This window comes from Paenibacillus sp. NPDC058071, from assembly GCF_042885235.1.
In the GTDB taxonomy this organism is placed as follows: domain Bacteria; phylum Bacillota; class Bacilli; order Paenibacillales; family Paenibacillaceae; genus Pristimantibacillus.
This window is the reverse complement of the sequence record NZ_JBHVSK010000004.1, coordinates 1-23,838: the sequence shown is the minus strand read 5'-3', so window position 1 is coordinate 23,838 and position 23,838 is coordinate 1. Positions and strand designations below refer to the sequence as shown.

Annotated in this window: 23 protein-coding genes and 1 pseudogene; 3 read left to right on the top strand and 21 right to left on the bottom strand. The window is 44.0% G+C overall.

Going from position 1 to position 23,838, the window contains the following annotated elements; translation table 11 throughout:
* Window positions 1–60 precede the first annotated feature (60 nt).
* Window positions 61–1,035 carry a class I SAM-dependent methyltransferase gene (locus ACFVTB_RS07780; protein ID WP_387747121.1) on the top strand — a complete coding sequence of 325 codons (975 nt, stop codon included), beginning with the start codon at window positions 61–63 and terminating at the stop codon, window positions 1,033–1,035.
* A 157-nt stretch (window positions 1,036–1,192) separates the two neighbouring features.
* Here the strand turns inward: ACFVTB_RS07780 and ACFVTB_RS07775 are convergent, their stop codons facing one another.
* The 10 genes from ACFVTB_RS07775 to ACFVTB_RS07730 form a co-directional block, all read right to left on the bottom strand.
* Window positions 1,193–4,366: an ATP-binding protein gene (locus ACFVTB_RS07775; protein ID WP_387747118.1), complete on the bottom strand. Its 3,174-nt coding sequence runs from the start codon at window positions 4,364–4,366 to the stop codon at window positions 1,193–1,195.
* Window positions 4,367–4,723: 357 nt separating this feature from the next.
* The gene (locus ACFVTB_RS07770; RefSeq protein WP_387747115.1) at window positions 4,724–5,020 is read right to left on the bottom strand and encodes a hypothetical protein; all 297 of its coding nucleotides are present in this window, start codon (window positions 5,018–5,020) and stop codon (window positions 4,724–4,726) included.
* A gap of 240 nt (window positions 5,021–5,260) precedes the next feature.
* The gene (locus ACFVTB_RS07765; protein ID WP_387747112.1) at window positions 5,261–5,983 is read right to left on the bottom strand and encodes an ABC transporter permease; all 723 of its coding nucleotides are present in this window, start codon (window positions 5,981–5,983) and stop codon (window positions 5,261–5,263) included.
* On the bottom strand, window positions 5,980–6,825 hold the full coding sequence (locus tag ACFVTB_RS07760) for an ABC transporter ATP-binding protein (RefSeq protein WP_387747109.1): 846 nt from the start codon (window positions 6,823–6,825) through the stop codon (window positions 5,980–5,982). Before ACFVTB_RS07760 ends, ACFVTB_RS07765 begins: the two co-directional genes overlap by 4 nt.
* A gap of 142 nt (window positions 6,826–6,967) precedes the next feature.
* Window positions 6,968–8,023, bottom strand: coding sequence for a LytTR family transcriptional regulator DNA-binding domain-containing protein (locus tag ACFVTB_RS07755; RefSeq protein ID WP_387747106.1), 1,056 nt, complete (start codon window positions 8,021–8,023; stop codon window positions 6,968–6,970).
* A gap of 125 nt (window positions 8,024–8,148) precedes the next feature.
* Window positions 8,149–8,727 (bottom strand): hypothetical protein, encoded by a 579-nt coding sequence (locus ACFVTB_RS07750; protein ID WP_387747103.1) that lies wholly within the window; start codon window positions 8,725–8,727, stop codon window positions 8,149–8,151.
* 53 nt (window positions 8,728–8,780) lie between these two features.
* Entirely contained in the window at window positions 8,781–9,206 is a 426-nt protein-coding gene (locus ACFVTB_RS07745) for an NUDIX hydrolase (RefSeq protein ID WP_387747101.1), read from the bottom strand.
* Between the two features lie 294 nt (window positions 9,207–9,500).
* Window positions 9,501–9,875: a DUF6680 family protein gene (locus tag ACFVTB_RS07740; RefSeq protein WP_387747098.1), complete on the bottom strand. Its 375-nt coding sequence runs from the start codon at window positions 9,873–9,875 to the stop codon at window positions 9,501–9,503.
* Window positions 9,876–11,752: 1,877 nt separating this feature from the next.
* Window positions 11,753–12,778: an FRG domain-containing protein gene (locus ACFVTB_RS07735; protein ID WP_387747095.1), complete on the bottom strand. Its 1,026-nt coding sequence runs from the start codon at window positions 12,776–12,778 to the stop codon at window positions 11,753–11,755.
* 117 nt (window positions 12,779–12,895) lie between these two features.
* Window positions 12,896–13,258: a MerR family transcriptional regulator gene (locus ACFVTB_RS07730; RefSeq protein ID WP_387747093.1), complete on the bottom strand. Its 363-nt coding sequence runs from the start codon at window positions 13,256–13,258 to the stop codon at window positions 12,896–12,898.
* Between the two features lie 115 nt (window positions 13,259–13,373).
* Here ACFVTB_RS07730 and ACFVTB_RS07725 point away from each other — a divergent pair, with 115 nt between their 5' ends.
* The gene (locus tag ACFVTB_RS07725) at window positions 13,374–14,012 is read left to right on the top strand and encodes a nitroreductase family protein (RefSeq protein ID WP_387747090.1); all 639 of its coding nucleotides are present in this window, start codon (window positions 13,374–13,376) and stop codon (window positions 14,010–14,012) included.
* 103 nt (window positions 14,013–14,115) lie between these two features.
* Here the strand turns inward: ACFVTB_RS07725 and ACFVTB_RS07720 are convergent, their stop codons facing one another.
* The 11 genes from ACFVTB_RS07720 to ACFVTB_RS07670 all read right to left on the bottom strand — a co-directional run bounded on the left by ACFVTB_RS07720 (window position 14,116) and on the right by ACFVTB_RS07670 (window position 23,428).
* Window positions 14,116–14,355 (bottom strand): hypothetical protein, encoded by a 240-nt coding sequence (locus ACFVTB_RS07720; protein ID WP_387747087.1) that lies wholly within the window; start codon window positions 14,353–14,355, stop codon window positions 14,116–14,118.
* A 22-nt stretch (window positions 14,356–14,377) separates the two neighbouring features.
* Window positions 14,378–15,082, bottom strand: coding sequence for an ABC transporter permease (locus ACFVTB_RS07715; RefSeq protein WP_387747084.1), 705 nt, complete (start codon window positions 15,080–15,082; stop codon window positions 14,378–14,380).
* Window positions 15,066–15,989 carry an ABC transporter ATP-binding protein gene (locus tag ACFVTB_RS07710; protein WP_387747903.1) on the bottom strand — a complete coding sequence of 308 codons (924 nt, stop codon included), beginning with the start codon at window positions 15,987–15,989 and terminating at the stop codon, window positions 15,066–15,068. Before ACFVTB_RS07710 ends, ACFVTB_RS07715 begins: the two co-directional genes overlap by 17 nt.
* Before the next feature lie 83 nt (window positions 15,990–16,072).
* Window positions 16,073–17,014: a sensor histidine kinase gene (locus ACFVTB_RS07705; protein ID WP_387747081.1), complete on the bottom strand. Its 942-nt coding sequence runs from the start codon at window positions 17,012–17,014 to the stop codon at window positions 16,073–16,075.
* Window position 17,015: 1 nt separating this feature from the next.
* Window positions 17,016–17,741: a response regulator transcription factor gene (locus tag ACFVTB_RS07700; protein WP_387747078.1), complete on the bottom strand. Its 726-nt coding sequence runs from the start codon at window positions 17,739–17,741 to the stop codon at window positions 17,016–17,018.
* A 77-nt stretch (window positions 17,742–17,818) separates the two neighbouring features.
* Window positions 17,819–18,118 carry a hypothetical protein gene (locus tag ACFVTB_RS07695; RefSeq protein ID WP_387747075.1) on the bottom strand — a complete coding sequence of 100 codons (300 nt, stop codon included), beginning with the start codon at window positions 18,116–18,118 and terminating at the stop codon, window positions 17,819–17,821.
* A gap of 65 nt (window positions 18,119–18,183) precedes the next feature.
* Window positions 18,184–18,492: a putative quinol monooxygenase gene (locus ACFVTB_RS07690; RefSeq protein WP_387747072.1), complete on the bottom strand. Its 309-nt coding sequence runs from the start codon at window positions 18,490–18,492 to the stop codon at window positions 18,184–18,186.
* A gap of 9 nt (window positions 18,493–18,501) precedes the next feature.
* Window positions 18,502–19,497, bottom strand: coding sequence for a helix-turn-helix transcriptional regulator (locus ACFVTB_RS07685; protein ID WP_387747069.1), 996 nt, complete (start codon window positions 19,495–19,497; stop codon window positions 18,502–18,504).
* A gap of 77 nt (window positions 19,498–19,574) precedes the next feature.
* Complete coding sequence (locus tag ACFVTB_RS07680; RefSeq protein ID WP_387747066.1) at window positions 19,575–20,072, bottom strand: DinB family protein; 498 nt, start codon at window positions 20,070–20,072, stop codon at window positions 19,575–19,577.
* Between the two features lie 130 nt (window positions 20,073–20,202).
* A complete protein-coding gene (locus ACFVTB_RS07675; protein WP_387747063.1) occupies window positions 20,203–21,927 on the bottom strand; it encodes a methyl-accepting chemotaxis protein in 1,725 nt (574 codons plus the stop codon).
* Window positions 21,928–22,207: 280 nt separating this feature from the next.
* Window positions 22,208–23,428 (bottom strand): TerD family protein, encoded by a 1,221-nt coding sequence (locus tag ACFVTB_RS07670; protein WP_387747060.1) that lies wholly within the window; start codon window positions 23,426–23,428, stop codon window positions 22,208–22,210.
* Window positions 23,429–23,653: 225 nt separating this feature from the next.
* Here ACFVTB_RS07670 and ACFVTB_RS07665 point away from each other — a divergent pair.
* Window positions 23,654–23,838, top strand: a pseudogene (locus tag ACFVTB_RS07665) (IS3 family transposase); the annotation flags it as partial.

The following is a 23,838-nucleotide window of genomic DNA, read 5'->3' as shown; positions in this document are numbered from 1 at the left end:
ATTTATTTCTACTCGTTATAGGCGCAATTCTACTTTAATTGTCGAAGGGAGAGCAAAATCATGTCTCAAGAGAAGTTGGAGCAAATGGGTGACCGGTTAAAGCAAATTATCGAGAGGTTCGATGAGACGGGGCGCAATCATTATATGCTGCGCAATTTCGACGACTATTTGTTCACGAGAAGACATCTGGATAGGCTGATAACGATGGTGGATTTGCTGCTGCCTCATTGTGGGAAGGATACGCGCATGGCAGACTTGGGAAGCAACATCATATTCCCTTATCTGGTCAAGCTCCAATCGGATTTGCAATCCTGCGACGGGATTGCGAGAACCTTGAAGCAAAGCGAACGCTTCATATTCCGCGAGGACGGCACTACATCCATCCAGCCGTTCCGTTACCCCTATACAGAGCCTGAAGAGGAGAGCGGCATCACGGTTCCTTTGATTCATTGCGATCTGTCCAAGGACAAGCTTCACTACGAAGACGATTCGCTTGATGTCCTAACCTGCTACGAGACGCTCGAGCATCTCAGATTCGATCCAATGAACCTAATGGAAGAAGCCAATCGCGTCTTGAAGCCGGGCGGTCTGTTCATGCTTACGACACCGAACGCGAACTCCATCTCCAACTTGAAGCGTATGGTGCATTTTGAATCGCCGAATTTTTATCCGCCGTATATTCGCAATATGGACTGCATCGAGCACGTCAAAGAATACTCCATTAAGGAAATCCGCGTACTGTTCGAAAGCGCGGGCTTCGAGATCGAGACGCTGGAGACGTTCAACCATGTCGTCACGGAGGATTTTAATCATTACGAGGCTTATCAGATCGACTACATCGACACCAATGACAATTCTTTACGGGAATTACGGGAGCAGGACAAGAAACTGGAACGCGGCCTGCTTAACCTGCTGGAGCAAGAGGATCCGTCATCGAGCCGCTACCGTGGCGATTACATTCTGGTGTTTGCCCGCAAGGCTTCGAAGGTCAAAGACCGTTACTGCTTCCCCATTTACGAAAGATTTGCGCTTTAAAGCTTGCCGGCGGTGCATCCATAAAAGCTATCGCTTGCCTCGCCTCTGCGACTCTAATTCACATTGTCGAAAAAGGGCCTCCGATCTTTCCTCGGAGGCCTTTTTTGCGTTAGATTGCAGATAAAACACAAGCATTCTGCTTATTGCACCGTTCAGCTTAATTACCGCTGTTCGATCCGTTAGGCACATAGAAAGTTACCTTTGTACCCTTACCCACCGTACTTTCGATATGCAGTCCGGTGCCGAAATGTCGTTGCAATCGTTGGTCCGTATTGATCAGGCCGACGCCGGATTGCGTATCTGCTTTTCTTTCTAATAGGCGCTGCAATTGGACCTCGTCTATTCCGTCGCCATTGTCTTCAACCGATATCTCGCTATGGGTTCCGCTGGCAGCAACCCGAATCACCACTTGCCCTCCGTCTCTGCGCTTCATGATGCCATGTGTGATCGCATTTTCAACTAGTGGCTGAATCGAAAGAAAAGGGATTTTACTATTGTTGCAATCGTCGGCGATCTCCCAAACCACCTGCAGCCTTTCTTCAAACCGAACCTTTTCAATATATAAATAAGATTGCACCAGCCTTAATTCTTCTTTGACCGGAATAAGCATCTCCGCGTTGCGGAATTCAAACTTGTTACGGAGCAAATAGCTGAACTCGCCAAGCAATTCACGCATCTTATCCAAATTGACTTCACTTAAAGCCGTCACCGCATTGAGCGTGTTAAATAAAAAATGCGGCTGAATCTGCGCTTGCAGCCATGCGGCTTCCAATCGAAGCTGTTCGCGAACGGATAGTTTAATCGTCGTTAGCGCCTCTATCCGCGATTTGATCTCGAGGGCTTCTACTGGCTTCTTCACATAATCGTTTGCTCCCGCTAGAAAACCGCTTTGAATATCTTCTGGCCCGCTTCTTGCTGTAAGGAGAAGAATAGGAAGCTCCGTCAGCGTAAACCGCTCGCGAATCCTTCTCGTCAGCTCGTAACCGGACATCAGCGGCATCATAATATCCGTGATGACCAGATCCCATTCTTTCATGTCCAGCACAGCCAGCGCCGCTTTACCGCTTGTCACCATGGTTAGATCATAATCTTCCGCCGGCAGTATCGATTCAAGCACTTGCAGATTAACAGGATCATCGTCGACAATTAATAGAACCGGACGATTACGGCTTATTTCGGATGAAGCTGCTGATTCCGCTGCGGCCAAAATATTTGAGATATTCGACTCACTCGCGCTCATCGCAGCATTTTCCTGAATCAGCTTGTCTTTCAAGGCTAGCGGCTCAAACGGGTTGTGTTTATCACCTTCATCTCCCGCTTCCTCCAAGCCAGCCAGCTCTAATGAAAAGGTGAAGGTTGAGCCCTCTCCTAAAGCGGAAGACACCTCTAACGTACCGCCATGAAGCTCGACCAGCTGCTTGCTTATACTTAAGCCTAACCCAAAACCGCCTTCAATCATGGTATCACGTGCGCTCGCTTGCTCGTACGGGCGGAATAGGCGCTTCAGCATTCCCTCATCCATCCCGATCCCAGTATCGGCGATCACGATATAGGCTCGTCCGTCCTTCTCATGGGCATGAATCGAAACGACACCGTCATTCGTAAACTTCACCGCATTATGCAGCAAATTGAATACGATTTGGATGACTCGATTCTCGTCCGCTTTTACCGGAGGAAAGTCTTCATCCATTTGATTGACGAACTTCACAGATTTCACTTCGGCATTTAATTGCAGCATATCCAGCACTCCGGTCACGATTGGCTGAATAGCAATGGTTTTGCTCTGTATGCGAGGATTGCCTTCCCGTAAACTCATTACATCCATTAAATCATTCAACAATAAAGTCATGCGGCGTCCTACCGACAAAACTGTTTCAAGCTCTTTGATACTCCTCTCCTGCAGCAGCGGCCGTTCCCGTTTTAATACCGATTGCGAAAGGTTAAGCATGCTATGAAGCGGATTTTTAAATTCATGCGAAGTGTTGGCTAGAAACTGATCTTTACGGTCATTTATTCGTTGCAGCGCTGCCGCAAGCTCTTTCGTATTGGCATGCATAATGAAATAGTCTTTAAACCACACAGAGGCTAAGCAACCCATCGCAATAATCAGATCAAACGGATAGTAGACCAGACTATAACCGCTTTCCCGCCAGATCATCATCCAGACAAAATGATGAAACAGCGCGAGAAAGGAAACGAACAATAGAAGATTTCCCTTTCTATCGTTGCGCGCTTTATTAATAAATGTAACCATTGCAATGACACCGGCAATAACGTAGAGCAAATAATAAACCGGGAAGAGCATAATGACCTGGTTGGGAGCTAAAAACATCGTAATGCCAGCCGTCCCCAAAGCCATCGCCTTATAAAAAGGAAATATCCTGCGCCAATACGGGAGATGGCGTTGATTCATGCACTCCACTAAAGCATAGGCTCCAAGCACGGAAGCCGCATTAGTCAGCCGGAAATCCCACGAGCTCCCAATATAAAAGATTTGATGGAACAGCTTCTCATCATTGCTTAGTAAATTTGTAAGCGTTATAGATAATGTCAGCAGCGAAAAATAAAGCAGCCTCTTTTCTCTATTTCCGACTAAATACAAAATAAACGAATAAACTGCATGGATCAGAAAAATAATCGCAGCCAGAAGCTGCATCGAAATGGAAGCCTTCATTTCCTTTGCAACAGCTTCCTCGGAACCAAACTTAATGGACCGGACAATGCCGCTATCCCGGCTGTCCACGTAATTGGCCGCCTGAATTACGAGGTCGATTACGCCATTTTCACCCGCTGTAAAAGTAGTGGAATAAGGCAGGTTTTTTGCCGTATAGGCGTCTTCCGATTCCGCCACACGACCGGATTTTGCAAGCAATCGGCCATTGACGTATACTTCCGATGCGGTGCGCACGCTGGGTACTCGAATGCTATAATTTAGATCCTGTTCCGGATTCACATAGAGCCGCAAGCGATACGAGCCATATCCATATGGCGTTGACTTCTCCCCATCAGCATCAGCTTGTAAAGCCTCATTCCATTTTCCCGGAACCTGAATAAGTTGCCGTTCATTCTCGATTGTTCCTTGTTGCTCTCCGCCATTTAGCAGCAATTGCGAGGGATAGAACTCCCACTCCCCATCAAGAAAAACAATATCGCCGTCTTCAGCATTCCAGTTCCGCAAATCGAATTGCCCGTTTTTAATCGGCTCATGCTGTTGGCCCTGAAATATTTCCATCCACAGCAAGCGCGAACCGGATAAAATAACAAGGATTAACCCTAGTAATAATAGAGCATGAGCTGTTTTCATTTGTTTTTTTGGTGAATGTTCTGCCAAGAAGACATCCTCTCCTAGTCATTACCTTCTAAAATATTCATATTTACGCAAACTCATCAATTTATCCATGGTAGGGATTTCCTTATGTCTATTATACTATTATATTTGAGTGCTTAAAGTCATAATCATAGAATGCCGTGCAATCAAAACTGAAATAAGTGCATGACTTTATTGAGGGGAAGAAGCGCTGCGGGTCAGAGGGTTCTTCCGATCGCCATTAAAGCCTGATTCCTTTCATTTGATAGTTGTCTGCGGTAGGAATCATGCTTTAAAAGCGACCACTGTCGTTTCTCCAGAATCCCTCTGACCCTCCGTTGCTCTCTCCTATTGCGTCAAGCACTGATTTTAAATTTGAGACTAAATAATAGTTACGACTGCAATGTTCCTTCCCGCCCAAAGATGAAAGCTATAGCCTGATTCGAGCTTCTCCCAAGGGGCCTCGTCAACGATGAACGCTATGTCCGCGTAGGTATCCCACGTACCCTCCATTTGTCTGGTTATCCTAACTAGCACAGTCCATGTATCGCCATAAAATGTTTTTTCTTTAATTGGACCGTAGGTTACAACAAAATCACGCATCCATTCATTCAATGGGCACATGCTTGGATCCCTATCCCATTTAATAAGCGCTTCTACAAATCTTTTGTTGCTCACAACAATCACCTCTTAAGCATGAGTAGTCAAATGACCTTGATACTGCAAGAAGCTGCTTGTCGACAAGCAGCTTCTTGCAGTGCCAAGGTCATACTTTATCGAACAGACCGATAATTCCATCGGGAAGCCAAAGCCATCTCACAAGCAATACGACACCGAGTACGATTACGCCAACGATCACATTTTTCGTCCCTTTGTTCATCCGCAGTCCTCCTCCCTTGAAAAAGTTGGCTAACGGCACTACTTATCAAAACGTTTGCCGCCATAAACCAGGAAGGCTAACAATACGGAAAGGACCGTCCATACGAGCAGGTTGCCTAGGCTCGGCCAGAGCTGTCCCAATGCCTCTCCCCGAACAAGGCCAGAGAGCCCCTCCATGAAATGATACGACGGAATGAAGCTAATTACGTCCATAATGAAAGTCACTTTAAGGCCTGGCGCAAAAATCGGACCAAAGACGAAGAACAACAGAATAGGGAGTCCTACGATGGACGTCTCTGAAGCTGTACGAGAGAGTAAACCAATCGACGTGCCCAAAGCCATAAAAATCACTAACAACAGTACGATGAACAACGCTAGAAACGCTATATTGATCGCCGGGATCCCGGTAATCAGCATACAGACGATCATTACAGCAATGGTGTACACGGTGGTCATGGCGCTCTTGCCCAGCAGCACCTCTATCGGCGAGGCGGGAGACAGCATCAGCGCGCGCAGCGTGTTTTTCTCTTTCTCCTCAGAGATCATCAGCGCCTGAACAAACGCACCGACTACCGCGATCGCAATCATAATTGGAACGGTAAAGAAGTCGATGGCGCCGCCATCAGACAGCTCCTCTCGCCCCTTGAGTAAAATGGAGAATACAATCGGCATACCGGCCATGAGCAGAATCTGCGGATTTTTGACGGAATCCTTCCACTCCTTCCCGGCAATCGCAAGCAGTCGGTTTAGCGAGAACGTCATTCCAGGCCCCTCCCAGTCAATTTTACAAAAATGTCACCAAGCGTCGGCTCATTGGAGTGAATCGTCAGCAGCTCCCCGCGACCAATCAGCTCATTGATGCGGATAGCCCCCGCCGCATTTTGCCCCACAATCTCGGTCCCCTGCGGTGTTGTCAGGGTTATCGTTTGATCTCCGTGCTGCAGCCTCAATTGCAGTGGCGTATCCAGCGCAGAAATTTCCCCGTTGTTCAAGAAAGCAACACGATCGCACAGTATCTCCGCCTCCTGCATGTTGTGCGTCGTCAGGAAGATCGTCGTCCCGTCCCGGTTCAGTTTCCGCAGCGTCTCATGAATCTGCAGCACATTGACAGGATCCAGTGCAGAAGTCGGTTCGTCGAGGAACAAAATTTCTGGACGGTGAAGAATAGCCCGTGCGAGTGTGACTCTCTGCTTCATTCCTTTGGATAACTGCTGCACCAGCGTATTCCGATCTGCCGAGAGGTTCACATCAGCTAATACGCCTTCGACCGATTGTTCAGGTACGCCATACAATCGGCAGAACAGCGCCAGATTGGCGTAGACGGTTAGACGTTCGTATAGACCGCTATTGTCTGTCAAAACCCCAATACGACCTAGAAAATTAGCCTTGCGGCTGCGGCTCGGATCCATGCCGAATACCGTTACCCTCCCGGACGTCACACGCAACTGCGAAGTCAAAATTTTCACCGTTGTCGTCTTTCCCGATCCGCTAGGTCCGAGAAAACCAAATATTTCTCCCCTCTGCACCTGAAAGCTGAGACTCTTCAAAGCCTGCTTCTTCTGATACGTTTTCTCAAGCTGATCTACCTCGATGATGCTTTCCATGGTCTCTCACCCACTATGTCTTAGTAGCCCTTACAAGCTCACGGCAAGATTATCGAGAATAAGGCCGAGGAGCAACAAATCCCCCTTGAAAAGTGCAGTCAGGGGGATGAATGAAGTCATTTTAAGGTTGAATAATCGGACCTTACAGGCCAACAATGCTCTTTATTTCCTCGAATCGGGTCTTGGACATCGGGATCATCGACTTCTTGTCGTCACGAATCACCAGACTGTAGCTGTTGCGCGTCCATGTAATTAACTCCGATGCATGATTGAGGTTGACGAGGTACGAACGGTGACAACGATAAAACTGATACGGGCCAAGCCGCTCCTCCAGCTCCGTCATCGTCCAAGCCGTCGTGAAGACACCTCCATTGGTATGGAGATGAGAAAGACCGTCATTGCTTTCAATATAATAAATGTCACCGGGATCGACGAAGACGAATTTATCCTCTGCTTTAATCATCAGCTTCTCTAGCTTAGGGAGCGTTGGACGAGCAATTAATTGTTCCCCTTCTGCGTCCGATTCACCTATTCCCTCTGCCGTCTGCTCAGCGGCTTCCGGCTCATCCTGCATCGCAACTAGGTGCAGTCCATCCTCCGTTAAGCGGTAAATATGCTCTGAAAGGAACAGGGCTTGCTCCATCGTCGAACAAGTGATGAGCACCACCTTGCCCTGGTCGACAAGAGCGGTAATCATTTTTCTGAGGATGATGCAGCTCTCTAGATCGAGATTTTGATCCGGATTCTCCCATAGGACAAGCTCGGGATTGTGGACGAGACTCCTCGCCATGCTAAGCCGCCGTTTCTCTGAATAGCTTAATCTAGAGATCCGCGTCTTAGCTCGCTCTTCAAGTCCTGCCAACATCAATAAATCGCCAACTGGAGCAGTCGTTGTATAAAGACGCCCCCAGAAAGCCAGATAATCGGCAACCTTCATCCGTTCGTACAACCCGTCGTCCAAGAAACTGCAGCCGATCCGCTGCACCAACTCAGGGCGGCTCAACTGAAGCGACTCCCCTCGATACATCGCCTTATAGTTTAACGAAGTGGTCTCTCCCAGAACAGCGTGGATGAATTGACGGCCATGCTCATAGTTGCACTGCACCACCGCACACTGCCCTGCGGTCAATTCTAGTTCAATGGGCGACGGCGCAGAATCATTTTTCCCTGCTTCTCTTTGTATTTGCAATACGTTCATACGTACCCAGCCTCCTGTATGCTCTCTCCTCTGCGAAGTAGGTCATTACCATACACAATATATTCGGACGATTGCTGATAAAGAAAAAAGAAAAACTTCCTCAACCGTCACCTCAATTAGGTGCATTATTCTTCAATGTACTTATTCTTCTTTTCCTTATGTATAATTCGTCCAAATTGCTCTGTGGGCGGAATCACCTTCAGTATCCTCTTTGCTGAAATGGATTGGCTTAATACGATTTGATAATCTTCAAGGATATATTCCATAAATCTCGCGTCAGATAATACTTCCTGATATAATTCCGGTCTCTTCCTTATTTCTTCTTTTCCTGCTCTTAAGATATCTTCATTTCTTAGTCTCATACCGTATCCTAATAACCGCTCTCCAATTCGCCAAATAATTGTTTCTTGTATTTCTTCGCCTAGTTTTTTGAGTGTATCAATTGGTTTATCAAACTGTTCCCTGGTTGTTGCCCCAATAAAATGTCCAAAATATGCGGGTAAATCGTTCTCTTCTAGTCTAAAAATAAATCCGTTGTATTTCTTTCCATCCCTACGTGATCTCTTTAGTTCCTTCATCCACCACTTGTCTAGCGATTGATGCCCCGTTAATGGAAAACAATACACTCCGTTTCGATTCTTTCGAATACCGTTATTTAATATATTCTTAGAATGTTTCACTGGAGCCCAATGAATGGCTAACATTCTGTCACCTCGTAAGATTTATGTATCGATTCCTGCCACTTCTTAAATTACCCTCAAATGTTCATCCCATCATTAAAAACAATGCAAAAGGGATGCGTTTCAGGCTTTAAGCAATATTCGATTCTTTGTCTAAAATCTTTCCATTCTACTTTTCTGAGCGCCTCTTCGATCGGAAAGAAACCCGAATCCAAGCTTTCTTCCGTTTGTATTAATTGTCCGCCAATGGGTCTGGCTAAGAACAACGTATTACAAATGGAATTGGCCGCGTTTTGAAAAATACCGCAAAATTTAATGATTTCAATATCGATTCCCGATTCTTCTTTGGTTTCCCGTATTGCGGCTTGGATTAACGATTCTCCTTCTTCTACTTGTCCGCCAGGCATTTCCCAACCTCTTCTTGGCCCTTTGATAAGCAGTATTTCGTTATTATCATTGATGACTATCGCGGCTGCCGAAACAATATGTTTGGGAGGGTTCATCGGTTTGCTCCTTCTACATTGAATGATTTTTTCTTTAAGATGATTCGCAGGTTTCATCTAACGTTTTATTTACTTATCGTACGCATCCCATGCTGCCTGTAACAAAAAGTTAAAGGACACCTTATTAAAAGGTGCCCTCTAACTTTTGCCTGAAGGAACCCCAAACATAGCCTTGAAGTCTCAAAGAGAATCGAGGAAAGCGTTTAGGGGTAAGAAGGTTATCATTTCTGCGTTTAACATGAAATCCCTCCTCTTAGAATAAAGTACCAGATAATTTGGTTTATTAGTAGTTTATTATGAGAAAGGTCTTAAAAAAACATGTTCTTCTAATTGCTTTATATGGAGGCTTTTACACATTGCAAAATATATCTTAATAAGACGCCTGTTCATCTCATCTGTTCCAGGCTTTTCATAGGTTGCTCCGTCTAATAATTTGGTTAAAGCTTCTATTACTTCTTTATCATTTCTAAAAACAACATACATTTTGTTCAATGTACCTAAAAACTCTTCACCGCTCGCGTTATTTCGATACTGCATAAATTGTAAATAAGTTTCATATCGATCGCGCTTTCCTTGACGTATCGAGGTTGTAACTAAGGTTACAATAACTCCAACCAAGCCAGAAAAAAATACTAATACCGCATATAACCATCCTGGTACGCTGCTCACATCTCCACCTCCTTTGAATACCGCTCTATCTCAACATAAGAAATAGCTACTTTATTTGAATTAATTTCAAAATATCATTTTCCAAGTTGATTTCCTTTATTCATTCATTTTTGTTTTCCATTTTTACATAATTATGATATTACGAAGAATCAAGGAAAGTAAAGATTAAATAAAACACTAACAAATTAAATATTTCTGGCATACACAGAGGGTTATCAAACAACGCCTTCATCTTCATTTTCAAAAACTATTCAGCAAAAAGCCTTTCGTCAATCATGATACCGTTATGTAGGTAAAAATAGGTATGATTGTTGAGCAAGAAAAACAGAGCACAGGCGCTTCCCCCCGTTCTCCGCAACACTCTTTTTTAATACATTTAAGTGACTACTGCCGTGAAAGACTGGCAATCGAATTAACAGCAGAGGAGATCTGTTGAGCTGTTAATTGGTCGTCAGGTAAACAATCACAGGTGAAGGATATAAGTTCTCAAACTCAGCATGGAGGATAAGTACGATTTGGTTAGGCAGGCTAGCTTGAGCACGTAGAATATGTTGCCAAAGTACAGTGTAGGAATCGGTTTTATCCAAATTAACGGCTTCGATGCCTTGCGTTTTTAATGGCGAGCTTCCAGCGTAGTATGTGATTTTGGTTGTTGAAAGGGAAGGGACGGATCTTTCTTTTCCTGGAACGAATAAGCATCTCCCACAAAAAGATGCAAATAGCAGGAAGAATGACTGTTATCTTTTTCGTCTTAGCTGTATTTGTTGCTATTAGTCGTTTTAGGGGTATATTATTCTTCCAAAAATTCTTCATTTATTACCTTTCCGTCAACTAAGTCATGATCAACCCCCAATTTATACTCGTTAAGTTCCATTGTTATACGATGAACAAAGTTCCAATTCTGTTATGTTAGTCTCTCTTAAAGAATTGTTCGCCTGAACAGTTTTCTAAAAATCCCTCCGATCAGCTTGTATACGATATGTCGAAGTTCCATTAAATTGATTGAATAAAGTCATTCAAACGATTTGCAATAATAGTATTAATAATGCTCACTAGAATAATTGAAATAGGAACGGAATATTTTTGTAGTTGCTCTTTTTTAATGTTTTTTTTGATCAAAAATATATCATCCCTTTTATAAATATATGAATTTATTTCAGACAACACCTCAAAGTAAACATAGAAAACCGTACACAATACCAAGATTGAATCTTGATCTATTGAACTTAATTTAGAGAAGGTAATAATTAAAACTATCCATACAGTTAAAAGCAATCTAAACAATGACTTAACAATCAGTATCAAGAATTCCAAGTTTACATAACAGACTATTGATGAAAAGAAAATTGATAGTTGTACGAACTGAGCCAATTCCTTACTTATCTCTTCAAAGCCATTTTGAGATAGATTAATTTTAAGATATATATTTGATAAATAGAGAATGAAATAACTTATTATGAATAGAATAATTAGTAACGGGATTCCTAATACTCTCTGCTTAAAATCCCTCTTAATTCTGTTACTCTTTTCAACTCTTGTTTCCATGAGCAAGTCCTCTCAAAAAATGTAACTTTTTTTCACAAAGTCCCTAGTAAAAGTAGTTTAAAAAATTCCAATACAAGCCTTCCACACACCACAATCATACCATTCTAATGGAAAATGTATTATCTCAAAACTCTATCCACTCAACAAGTGCGTCAAGCATCGTTACAGTTCCAAATGTACTCTCCTCATTAGGCCTCAAAAAAGAATCGCCGAGGCCTCGTGCGCTGTTTTCTCCCCAAGTGGACTGTTGCACGCGGATACCACACAGCACGTTTATACTTGGTTCACTCAAAAAACCTACCACTACTTGTGGTAGGCTCTCTGTAAGACTCCTAAGTACAGTTTAGTTTTTTATAATATACCATGTTGTCTTTAAGCATTTGAGAAATACCTTCAAAACCTGTAAATAATCTGTCTGCACCATAACCTATCTTAAGTAAATAATCATAAATTTTTAAAGACATAGATTTCGGTATATAAAACTTATAAATTAATGGTTCCTGTTCCTCAATGCCCACTCCTCCCCATGAGATTCTATTTTCTTCAACATATTCTTGAATAAGAACATCAAGAGATTTGTTATTTACAAGAGGAACCAAAAAGTCTTCTGGTCTTTCTCCTAGAACTTGATTTTGCTGTATTAGATCTCGAATGTAACAAGTTTTATATTCCCATGCACTCAATATGCCTTTTTGATAGTTCAAGTTTGGATTTTTATAATGCTCTGGAACTATTAATCTTAAAGGAATTCTATTAATAGTTGGTTTTAAAAATTCAATAGTAAAATAATCTAAAGCATATAAAACCATATACTTTGAATCATCATCTGAATGCAATGCACCAGAACTTGCAAAATATAAAGATGTATATAAATCCTTGCTCCAATCAATTAGTCTTGTAGGTAGTCCATAATGTTGTGCCAACGCAGATATTTCTAAAAAATGGTCCGGAATCCACTTATCACCTATCTCATGTCTTAAAGTATCAACAGAAAGATGCAATTCTAAGCTGTGATTTCTAAAAAATGATACATCAGGTAAATTCAAACCTTTATAGTTGGCCGCTCTATAAAAATTCATAAGAATATTCAATTCTGCTGACTGATAATAAGATTCAAAATTATGTTGTGGGTGTGTTGTGTCCATCCCAATGAATCGAGCAAACCCATACAATTTTTCAACACTATTATTATCTTCTCTCAAAGATGTGGGTAATAATTTCGTAAACTTTTCTGTTCTTTCTCCTCTAAAAATAAATCTTTCAAATAAAAATGAATACTTTCCTACCGGAGAAAAGTCTCGAAAGAACAAATCATTATCTTCTATCCAGACTTCTTTTAAAACTTTTGTAGTTACCAACTTTATATCCTCCCATTTTAGCTAATAATTTTATATTCTAGGAATAAACCCGCAACTCACTTACGATAAGACTCCCCTAATGCGTTGAAACACAAAGAAAAAGATAGCAAACCTTCCTTAACACTTGGTCTGAAAACTCGCTTTTCCTTCCAAGATGGCCTTCAGAAACTTTTTCGACTTGCTCAACTGCTTCTGGATATCTTCAATTTCTTTGATTTTCTGCTCCACCACTGTTTTCTTTTCCTCATAGGACAAATCAAGCTGTTGATCAACGAGCATGCTTAACTCCTCGATAGAAAACTCCACGGATAAAAGTGCCTTCACATCATTTAAATATTCAACAATCTCTTCCGAGTAAATCCGATAATTATTGGCATCTCTCTTAATAAACACATCTGGAATAAGGTTTTTGCGTTCATAGAATCGCAAGGTGGATATCGGCAAACCGGTCAATTTTGAAACGTCATTTATTTTCATCATGGGACCTCTCTTTAACCTATTGCTATAAACCTAGGTTCATAGTTCATACTGCGAATAGGATAACCAATGACAGACCCCATGTCAAAAACTTAAAGTTATCCAAAGGAGAGATTCTATGTTCAGCCATATCCAAAATAACGATTTTGCCAGTATCGTCAAAGGACGGCGTTCCGTTCGTCATTATGATGAGAACTTTAAAATATCGAAAGAAGAAATAAACGAAATGATTGCGGAAGCCAGCTTGGCCCCGTCCTCTGCCAATATGCAACCTTGGCGTGTAGTGGTGGTCGACACTCCTGAAGGGAAAGCAAAGCTGCGGCCTCTTGTTCGGTTCAATACGGAGCAAAACGACACTTCATCGGCCATGTTGTTAATTTTCGGAGATACTCAAAGTTATCTATATGCCGAAGAAATCTACAATACAGCAGTTGAAGAAGGGAAAATGCCAGCTGAAGTACGGGATAGACAACTTCATACCATCCTGTCGATGTACCCGGCTCTCCCTCATGAAATAAAAGTTGAAGTTGCAAAAGTGGATAGCAGCCTTTTCGCCATGCAATTCATGCTGGTCGCTCGTGCGCATGGATATGACACGAACCCAATGGCAGGCTTTGAAGTCGACCAGGTAGCCAAAGCGTTTGATTTGGATGAAGAACGCTATGCTCCGGTAATGATTATCTCACTAGGAAAAGCCAAGGCGGAAGGCCATGAATCGGTTCGGTTAAGCTCGGACAAGATTACATTTTGGAGATAATCTCTTAAGAAGTGGCACTTATAAGTTTGCTTCTAAATGAAGTTAAATATTACGCCGATGGGAAAAGGATAGTTCATTCCATACAACAGCGGCAGCTTCGGACTTATTTAATCGTCCATAGCTGCCGCTGTCTTTTTTCATTAGTATCGGCGAAAATTCGCCCTACCTTCTGCTTCTCCTTCCTTACGAACAATAGCCAGATTGCGGACAAGATGCCTATTCCGGCAGCACCATACGTATTGATGAGCACTTCCCGGTTCCCCGTTCCCCAATACAGCAGTCCGTTCAAGACCAACGAAACGACGCAAAGCAGTAATACCCATTTTAATATTTTATTTCTCATCCTAAACTTCTCCTCCGATCCACTACTTTAGCAAGTCGACATGCTCGATATTACGGATTGATAAATAGGCGAATGCCAAGCCGATAAGTGCCAGGCCAATCGGTACCGCAATGACGGAGTATAAGGTGAAGCCGTCGACGTTCTGGCAGACGAGCAACACAACGATAAGTGATGACAGAATGGTCGTCGTGCCGGAATGCTTGCGCATGCCGAAGTATAGCGGAATCAGGCTCATGCAGCTGGTTGCCAACGCGCTCATGATGACCGTTACCAGTGATTTGTATGCAACGGACCAAGTAAACGGCTCCGTAACAACAGACGCGAACAAATTCAATATATAAAAGCCAACACCAACAAACAGGTTCGCAGCAATATCCGCAACGAACGTAAATAATATGACGATGAGCAGCTTGGCTGCGATGAGCTTTTTGCGATTGATCGGGTACATGAACAGCACCGTGATCGATTTGTTACGGAACTCGTCAATGACAAGCCTGGAAATTAGCACCGCTGCGAACACGATATACGTCCCTCGTACGAGCGTATCGATGAGGGAGAACGCTACGTCATAGCCCGTAAAAGACATTGCTTCTTTAATTTCGGCGTTAAGACTAATAAAGCAGAATAAACCTAAAATCACGACGTTGGCAATTATCGCGGCCCGAATATAAGACCCTATGCGAAACTTGCGCATTTCGAGCTTCATCAGCTTAAGCAACGATACCACCCCCGTTCAGGATGGACAGGAAATAGTCCTCAAGCGACCCTTTTTTCTTATGAACCGCTTCGATCGCGACATCGTGCAGCACCAAAGCCTTCATCATCTCATTTTGCGGAATGCGGCAATCGTAAATGCGGATTTGGCCACTGTCAGTAACGCGAACATTGGTTATATGTAAATGGTTTTCCAGCACGTAAGCCGCTTTACTGCATTCGTTCGTCGTGATTTCGATATATTCCGCCGTTTGCTCAGCGATATGGTTCATCGAAACCTCCTGCAGCAGCTTGCCGTCGTTCATGACGGCGATCGTGTCGGCGATCAGCTCGATTTCACCAAGAATATGACTCGAAATGAGAATCGTGATCCCATATTGCTTGCAAAGCATTTTGAACAAATCGCGAAGCTCCTTGATGCCTAATGGATCGAGACCGTTAATCGGCTCATCGAGAATAAGCAGCTCCGGTTTCGTCGTGATCGCTCGTGCAATGCCAAGCCGTTGCTTCATTCCCAGTGAAAACTCCTTAACCGCTTTATTGTCGATCCCCTTCAAATTCACCAGCTCGAGCGCTTCGTCAATCGACTTTTTGTTATTGTAGCCCATGTATTCACAGTGCAGCTCTAAATTATCGCGGGCCGTCAGCTTTTCGTAAAAAATCGGGTTTTCGATGATCGTGCCCATCCGTCCCAGCAGCCGGTACGACGTATCGGTCAGCCGCTCGCCGAAAAGTTCGATTTCACCTGCCGTTGGCTTCACCAGGTTAGTCATCATTTTCATAACCGTTGTTTTGCCCGCTCCATTGGGACCCAGCACGCCATATATTTCGCCTTGCTTGACGTTCATATTGACATTCGAAACGACTTCCTTTCCCCTGTAAGCCCGGGTCAGTTGTTTCGTCCTTACGATATTCGTCATCATTCGATGCCTCCTTCGTTCGTTACAGACTTTATTGTAAGAATCGATTTTCTCTTTTTTCTTACCTGATTCTTACAAGTTTCTTAAGCCGCGAAGGCGATTCGTTTCAGCTTGACGGTAAACACCGTTTTAACGTAAGGCTTGCTATGGATACGGATCGTCCCTCCTTGCACTTCAACCATCCTTTTCGCAATGGTCAGACCAAGACCGCTGCCCTGATAAGATTTGTTGCGGGAGTCCTCCAGCGTGTACATCCGCTCAAACACCCGGTCCTGATGCAGCTCGTCGATCCCTTTGCCTCGGTCCCATACGTCCACGTACACAAACTCGTCATCGCCCCGCAAGGTTAATCCGACCGCCCTTCCCTCCCCGCCATGCTGAATCGCATTGGCGATCAAATTGTTCAAGACGCGGTCCATTGCATCCTCGTTCCCCGACGCAAGCAGCGGCTTATCCGGGATCTCGATGACGACTTCGAAGCCTTTGACCGTCAGCGTGTCGTAGAAGGCCAGCATATTTTTCCCGCAAATATCGTTCATGTGAATCTGAGAAAGCGGAATCGGCTTATCCCCCGACTCGAGTCTCGCCAAATCGAAAAACTGACGGATCAGTCCCAGCACCTCGTTTGCCTTGGCATGAACCTTGGACAACAGAACCTTTCTTTCCTCCGCGTCCATATCGGGGTCCAGATTGATCGTTTCGATATAACCAAGCACGACGGTAAGCGGGGTCTTCAAATCATGCGAAATGTTCGAAACCATTTTCCGCATTGACTGCTCCATCTTCAGAAAGTTCGCCGCCCTCTGCTGGTTGTGCTCTAGCAAATGATTGATTTCGATTAAGACCGGTATCAATGCGCGATCATCTGTAAAAACGAGCAGCTTCTCGCTTGTGCCGCCCATAATAATTTCGTTTAATTTGATGTGAATTTGCTCTAGGTTAGAGTTTCTTGCTCGATAGGCACGGTATTGAATCGCGATCACGGCAGTTAAAATAATGACGAGCACAGTTAGCGCGATCACCATATCATTGTCCTTCCCACTTGTAACCGATGCCCCACAGCGTCTTGATATACCGGGGCTCGGACGGCTGGTCTTCTATTTTTTCGCGCAACCGGCGGATATGGACGTTAATGACATTTTCATCGCCGTAATATTCGTCATTCCATATAAAACCGTACAGCTGCGCCTTCGTGAACACGCGATTCGGGTTCGAGGCGAACAGCTTCAGGATTTCGAATTCTTTGGCCGTCAGCTTCAGATCGACATCGTTTTTCGACGCTGAAAAATTGTCCAGATCAATGCGCAGCCCGTTGAACGTCAGCACTTTAGCCGCGGGAGGCGCCTGACCCGCGACCGCGGTGGTGCCCGATTCAACATTCGAATATAGTGTAGCGCGGCGAATCGCCGCTTTGATCCGGGCCGATATTTCAATGAGGGAAAACGGCTTCGCGATGTAATCGTCGGCACCAAAGCCGAGCCCGATCGCCTTATCGACGTCACTGTCCTTCGCCGATATAATGAGGATCGGCACCGAGCTGTTTTCCCGGATCAGCTTAATTACCTCAATACCGTCCAACTTTGGCATCATAATATCGACAATGATGATATCGAAACTGCTCTGCCGGAACAGGGCGATTCCGTCCAATCCGTTAAACGCCGCCGAGACGTCGTAGCCTTCTTTGACGAGATAATTTCGCAGCATTTCGACGATTGGGGCATCGTCCTCAATCAGTAATATGTTGTGTGACATGATTTTCTCCTTCAACTCATCAAATCATAATTTCTTCTATCGGCGCGTATTCTTCAATATTTATTAGCCGTGTAGTCTTATTCTTCATCGCTTTTGTCCATTCCTCTAAAGTTTCTTCGTTTATCAAACTCCTTCAGCGCACTTATCTGTGTGTCCCTTTGTTCTCGAGTCACTTCCAAAAGCTTTAAATAAAGAGAAAAACAAACAATGCCCTTTTGCTTCCCATTAAGAAGTCGAAAAGGGCATTGTTTGTTTTCCGAGGCAGCTGCGGTGAACATTGATTGACTTTGCCCTCCAACCGATACAGGACTTACTTCGCATTTATCTCGATTATAAAACAACGCTACTGACAACGTGTTGTCGGTAGCGTTCAGCATTTTTTGGGCTTCCTCACGAACCCTCATTCGCAATGATTGGGGTGCAATTAGGCCGCCTTATACCGTTATACTCCCATTCCCTTGCCACCCACAGGTCTGAGCCGAACCGGCTCTACGCCTGCGATTAAAGGCCGTGCGCGTTGAATGACGGCCTGCACCTTTTCATTCTGGAGAGAATCGGCATGTGCTTGGGCATCCCGCCACAGCTCCGTAACCCAGACCGCATCGGGATCATCTAGGGATTCATTGATAATATAGAGCTCACAACCCTCCACATTATTCAGGCTGCGCGAAGCTTCCAACAACAAGGAAACGAGTTCATCCCGTTTCCCGGGGCAGGCCGTTAATTTAACGTACATCGAAAACTTGTTCATTCCGACTCTTCATCCTTCCTTGTCCTCTGTCTTTATTTGCTTTGCTTCATAGTGTTTAAACATTTCGAGGCTGACCTCCGCCATTCTATCGATCAGCATTCGCGGCTCAAGGATATTGAGAGCCCTCCCGTAAGGAAGCAGAAAGTACGGCACGTATGTTTTTAGAGACAGCTCCCCTAGCTTAAAGAGAGCTTCGCCAGACTGCTTGCGTTCGATTAGCCCATGGCCGAATAGCCAATGCTTGCATAGCTCGTTAAGCGCATGTTCATGTCCCTGAATCCTTACCGCAACTAGCGTCTCGGCGTCGAGCGAACCTGGGAGCAAAGAACGCAAGAGAAAATCCCGCGCGGAAAAAGCAGCCGGCCGTTCGAAGCGAGTATCCGCAATCTCCAAACGGACGATGCGATCCACACGGAAGCTTCGGATCTCTTGCCGCAAACGGCAAAAACCGACAACGTACCATATCCCCTTCCAATGCACGATGCCGTAGGGATCGAGGACCCGACGGCTTGGTGTAAGCTCCCGCCCTTTGGCATAGTCCATACTCAGCGACTCTCCTCGGGCGGCAGCCTCCTCTAACCATTTAAGCCATTCAACTTCTCTCGAGTCCGTAGGAGTCTGGATGACGGCAAGCCCGCTGTCATGTCTGTTCATCCATTCGAGCTGCTCTTCATTCGTATATCGCTTCAGCTTATCGATCGCTCGGACAAGCGCGTCTGTGAACGGATAGCCCGCTTCCCGAGCGAATATAGACGCATGTACGAGCGCCTTCTGCTCTTCCAAATCGAAGAGCAGCGGGGAATCGACGAATTCGCCAAGCAGCCGGTAACCGCCGTTTGGGCCTGCATCGGCAATAATCGGGGCACCGCTCGCGCACAGCGAATCAATGCAACGGTATACGGTGCGAACGTGAATTTCCAAATCGTCTGCGAGCTGTTTCGCCGTCACCCGCTTCCCCGAACGAAGCAGCCATAGAATAGACAGCATATTATCCGCTTTGGACAAGACATTTCTCACTCCCTAAGCCGTTATCTTCAAAAGCATTTAGCTTGTCGCTTCTAATAATTCCATTTTAAAAGAACTTAGAGCAGCGGCGCCATCTCTTTCTCGATCCATGTATCGTAAGTTGGGCCATATACATCAGGCAATCGAAGACCGGCCTGTCGCATGAGAACCGTCATTTGTCCACGATGATGCGATTGGTGCATGATCGTAAAACGAAGGGAGCTTCCATTCTGCCAAGCCTCATCGTAAATCATGACCGATTCACGCAACGTTTCGTCATTCCACTGTGCTTGAACCGCTTGCAGCAAATCCTTGCTGATTCGCCGATACTCTGAGGCGATATGCACAGCAGAGTCCGGAGCTTCTTCGTCTCCAGAAGGAGCATCGAACACGAGCCCCAAACTTGCCATGTAGTGCAGCGAACGAACCAGATGCCAGGCGATTTGTCCAAGCGTTCGTCGACCTTCGATAACCTCCTGTTCAAGTGACTCATCCGTAAGTGCATCCAGTACGCTAGCGGTTAACTCTGACTCACTAGTCCATTCTGCAGCAAAGTCTTCAATTCTCGTAAACATCCCTATTCCTCCATTTCATTATTAGCTGATGCTCGACAAGTATACAAAAAAACCACTGACAGCTACGGTCAGTGGTTTCTCCTCAAGCTGAGATTTTTTAAATAAATGCGCCTAATCTATAGCTTCATCCTCATACCTTAAACGTCGCAATTAACAATTGTAATTCATCTGCCATTTTACTCAAATGAGCAACTGCAGACGAAATTTCTTCACTCGATGCATTTTGCTCTTCTAATGAAGCTGCCACACTTTGCGTGTTTTTGGTAGATTCCTGCAGGATCTCAGCAATTCGTTCCATCCTGCTCACCGTTTCGTGGGAATTGGCATGGACTTGTTCTACGATGGCCGATACCTCTTGAGATTGCGATGAAATCTGGCCAATAGCACTGGAAATATCCTGGAAGGCAATGCCTGATTGCTGTACCTGATGCATTCCTTGTTCAACTACCTTCGTCCCGCGGCTCATGGCAAGCACCGCTTTGGATGCATCAGCTTGAATTTGTCCAATTAGCTCACTGACTCTCTCTGCGGACTGCCCCGATTGATCAGCCAGCTTCTTCACTTCCACAGCGACTACAGCAAAGCCTTTGCCATGTTCACCTGCATGTGCAGCTTCTATGGAGGCATTGAGGGCTAATAGATGGGTCTGATTCGCAATCCCTGTAATAACAACAGCAATTTCATCAATTTCTCTGGATTTTACTTCTAGTGTGTGAATAATCTGTGAGGCAGCTTCAACTGTTTGTTGCACTAGATTCATATGGTCTATACTCTGTGCTACAACTTGAGTCCCCATGCTTGCGTTATCATTAGCAGCCGCGGAGAAATCCGCCATATTCTGAATCGCATAAGCAGCCTGATCCATTCCTTTAGAGATCTCTTGCACGGCTTCGGTTGAATGTGTCATGTCATTCAATTGTTCGACTGCTCCTGTCGCTATTTCATGAACAGCTAGATTAATTTCTGTGGTAGCTTGGCTCGTTTGTTCTGTGCTTGCGGACAGCTGCTGTGATGAGGACGCAACCAGCAAAGAAGCCTCTTTCACCTGCTTAACGACAGTACGAAGATCCCTCGACATCTTATTAATAGACTGTATCAAAATTCCCGTTTCATCCTTACTCTTCACTTGCAGCTCTTTAGCCGTAAGATCGCCGCCCGCTACAGCTTGAATGAGTTGGACTGATGCTTGAATACGTCTAAGGATTGGACGAGTAAACAGATAGAATAGCAAGAAGGCCACGACTAGAATAATGGCTCCTTCGACAATCATCTTTACTCTCATATCTTTCTTGACTTGTTGAATGCGTTCATTCGCATCAGGTGCACCCACATACCACATACCAATAACCTTACCACTGGAATCATGGATTGGCATGTATGCAGCCTGATAGGTATACCCTACAACATTAGCTTTGCCTAAGTACCTTTCACCCTTTTGAAGAACATTTTCAGCAACAATTGCTGACGCTTTCGTGCCCACTGCACGTTTCCCATCAACAATAACATTTGTCGTTACCCGAGTATCGCCTAAAAAAATAGTAGCTGTATCCCCGTTCGTCAACCGACTCATGGAATCCACAATTTCATCATTATTATTGATTAACGTCTCGCCTTTATACAACATGTTCTCTTTGACATTCCAGTCCCCGGGGTATCTCGCATTTATCAGTTCCATGCCTACCAACAAATCAGATTGTGCTTTTTCCAGTGCTTCCCCTTGGATCACGGTAGTTATATTCACACCTTGCTGATAACCCAGAATTACAAATGAACCAATCAAAATAATTAAAGTAAGAAGAAAAAGACGTGTGCGAATGGACAATGTTGAGATCTTTTCTGCAAATAAACGTTTCAATTGTTGTTCTCCTCTGGTTGTGTATGAGTAGTGATCAATTTTTTTCATCTATGTATATCTAGATATTACCTAAATGACTTTCCACCTTCAGCTATGATTTAACAAACTCTGTTAACTATAGCAAAAAAACAAGGTGTAAATTGTGATCTACATCACATTAATGAAGTCTAGTACAATTGCCAAAAAAACCACTGACAATTACGGTCAGTGGTTTCTCCTCAAACTGAGAATTTTTTTAAATAAATACGCCTAATTTATAGCTGATAAATATAATGCTAATCTACTTGTAATCGTTTATTGGTCCTTCATCCATTATAACTTCTACCATATTTGAAGACCCCATCCTAAGTATAGGTCTGCACTCCGAGTTCGGTTCACTATAAAGCTCTAATGGATTAATAATAACTCCCTCTTGCGTATTATAAAGAATTCCAGGTACACAGGAATAAATGGTGTCATTGTTATTTGCATTCTGTGCAAATATAGTAACAGAGGTTCCATTATGATTATCTATACTCATAGATACCTTGTATCTGTAAAAGGAGCCTGTTCCATTTGACTGAGCAGAATAAACTACAGGAACAACTGCAAGAATATTATTATTCAATCTTAATTTAATTACCTCTGTCTTAGTTGATTGAAAATTCCTGCCAACATCCCCCATATGTTCAACGGCTCCGTTGTCGAAACTTCTTAGTGGAGGCACTCCTGATGCCCCAAACATAGCTACATCTATTTGCCTGCCATCCTTTGTGTAGACTAAAGCATATATATCATAATCTGTACCCGTCTCCCACGATACCGTAGCCGTAATTTCTGGTGTTTTATCTATAATTACAGGCTTTTGACCTTTGTTAAGACTGACAGTCCCCCTGACCTTTTCAAGGTTTATCGGTGACAACGTGTTTGGAATCTTATCAGGCTCTTTTGGTGTTTGTTTTTGAATAGTTTGAGGTGCAGCAGGCTTGTTCTCCGCATTAGATTCAACCTCAACACCATAATTCCTGCATAATCCTTCAAGCCCAGAATCAAATCCACGCCAGATTGATCGTGCCTTTGTCTGACCATTCCTGAGATACAGCTCTAATACTACAATTCCATTTTCATTTGTGAAGCTAGATGGGACTAGCTGGATAATCATGTTATCCGCATGTATCTCAGCCTTCAAATTTTTTACATTGGAAAATCCCGTGTTATTGTCTTCTGTAAGTGTTATAGCCACTTTAGTAACACCTGCTGAGGCTTTACTCATGTCAAAATTAAGTTTATGGACGTTTGTATTGCCTACTTTCTGATCTGGTGTAAGGGTAGCTATACCGGAAGCACTTTGCGGCTGATTATAAAATATAATCCCACTATCTCCTTGTACCTTGTCCGAATCCGTTAAAAGAAAAGCAGTTAAGGAAATATCTATTGAATTAGAAACTTCATAGCTAACCGTTACACTACCTCTTGGGGAATTTAAAGTTGCATTTGCGCCCATCTGCAGAAATTGATTCATTTAAACACTCCCTATTTTCATATATGTACCATCTCAAAGTTTTTCATAAATCACTATAATATCCGCCTATATCCTTTTATGGACAGACCTATATTAAAATATGTTAATAAAAACCACTACACCCCGTGAACTGTAACCTGTAAGATGGACACTTTGAAAAAAGTGACCTCTTATGGGTTTTTGTGTTTTAATCATACTATCGAGAATACACGGGGAATGAACATCATGAGGAAAATTAGAACAGGATTTACTGAAGCAGAGATTAAACTGTTAGAGTCCAATCCGAATGTAAGCCGCATATCGGGTAGGAACATTACATATGCTCCAGCTTTTAAACTTGCAGCAGTGCAAGCTAACCAAGCGGGAGAGCCGCCAATGGAGATTTTCTTGAAGGCAGGCTTTAGTATCGA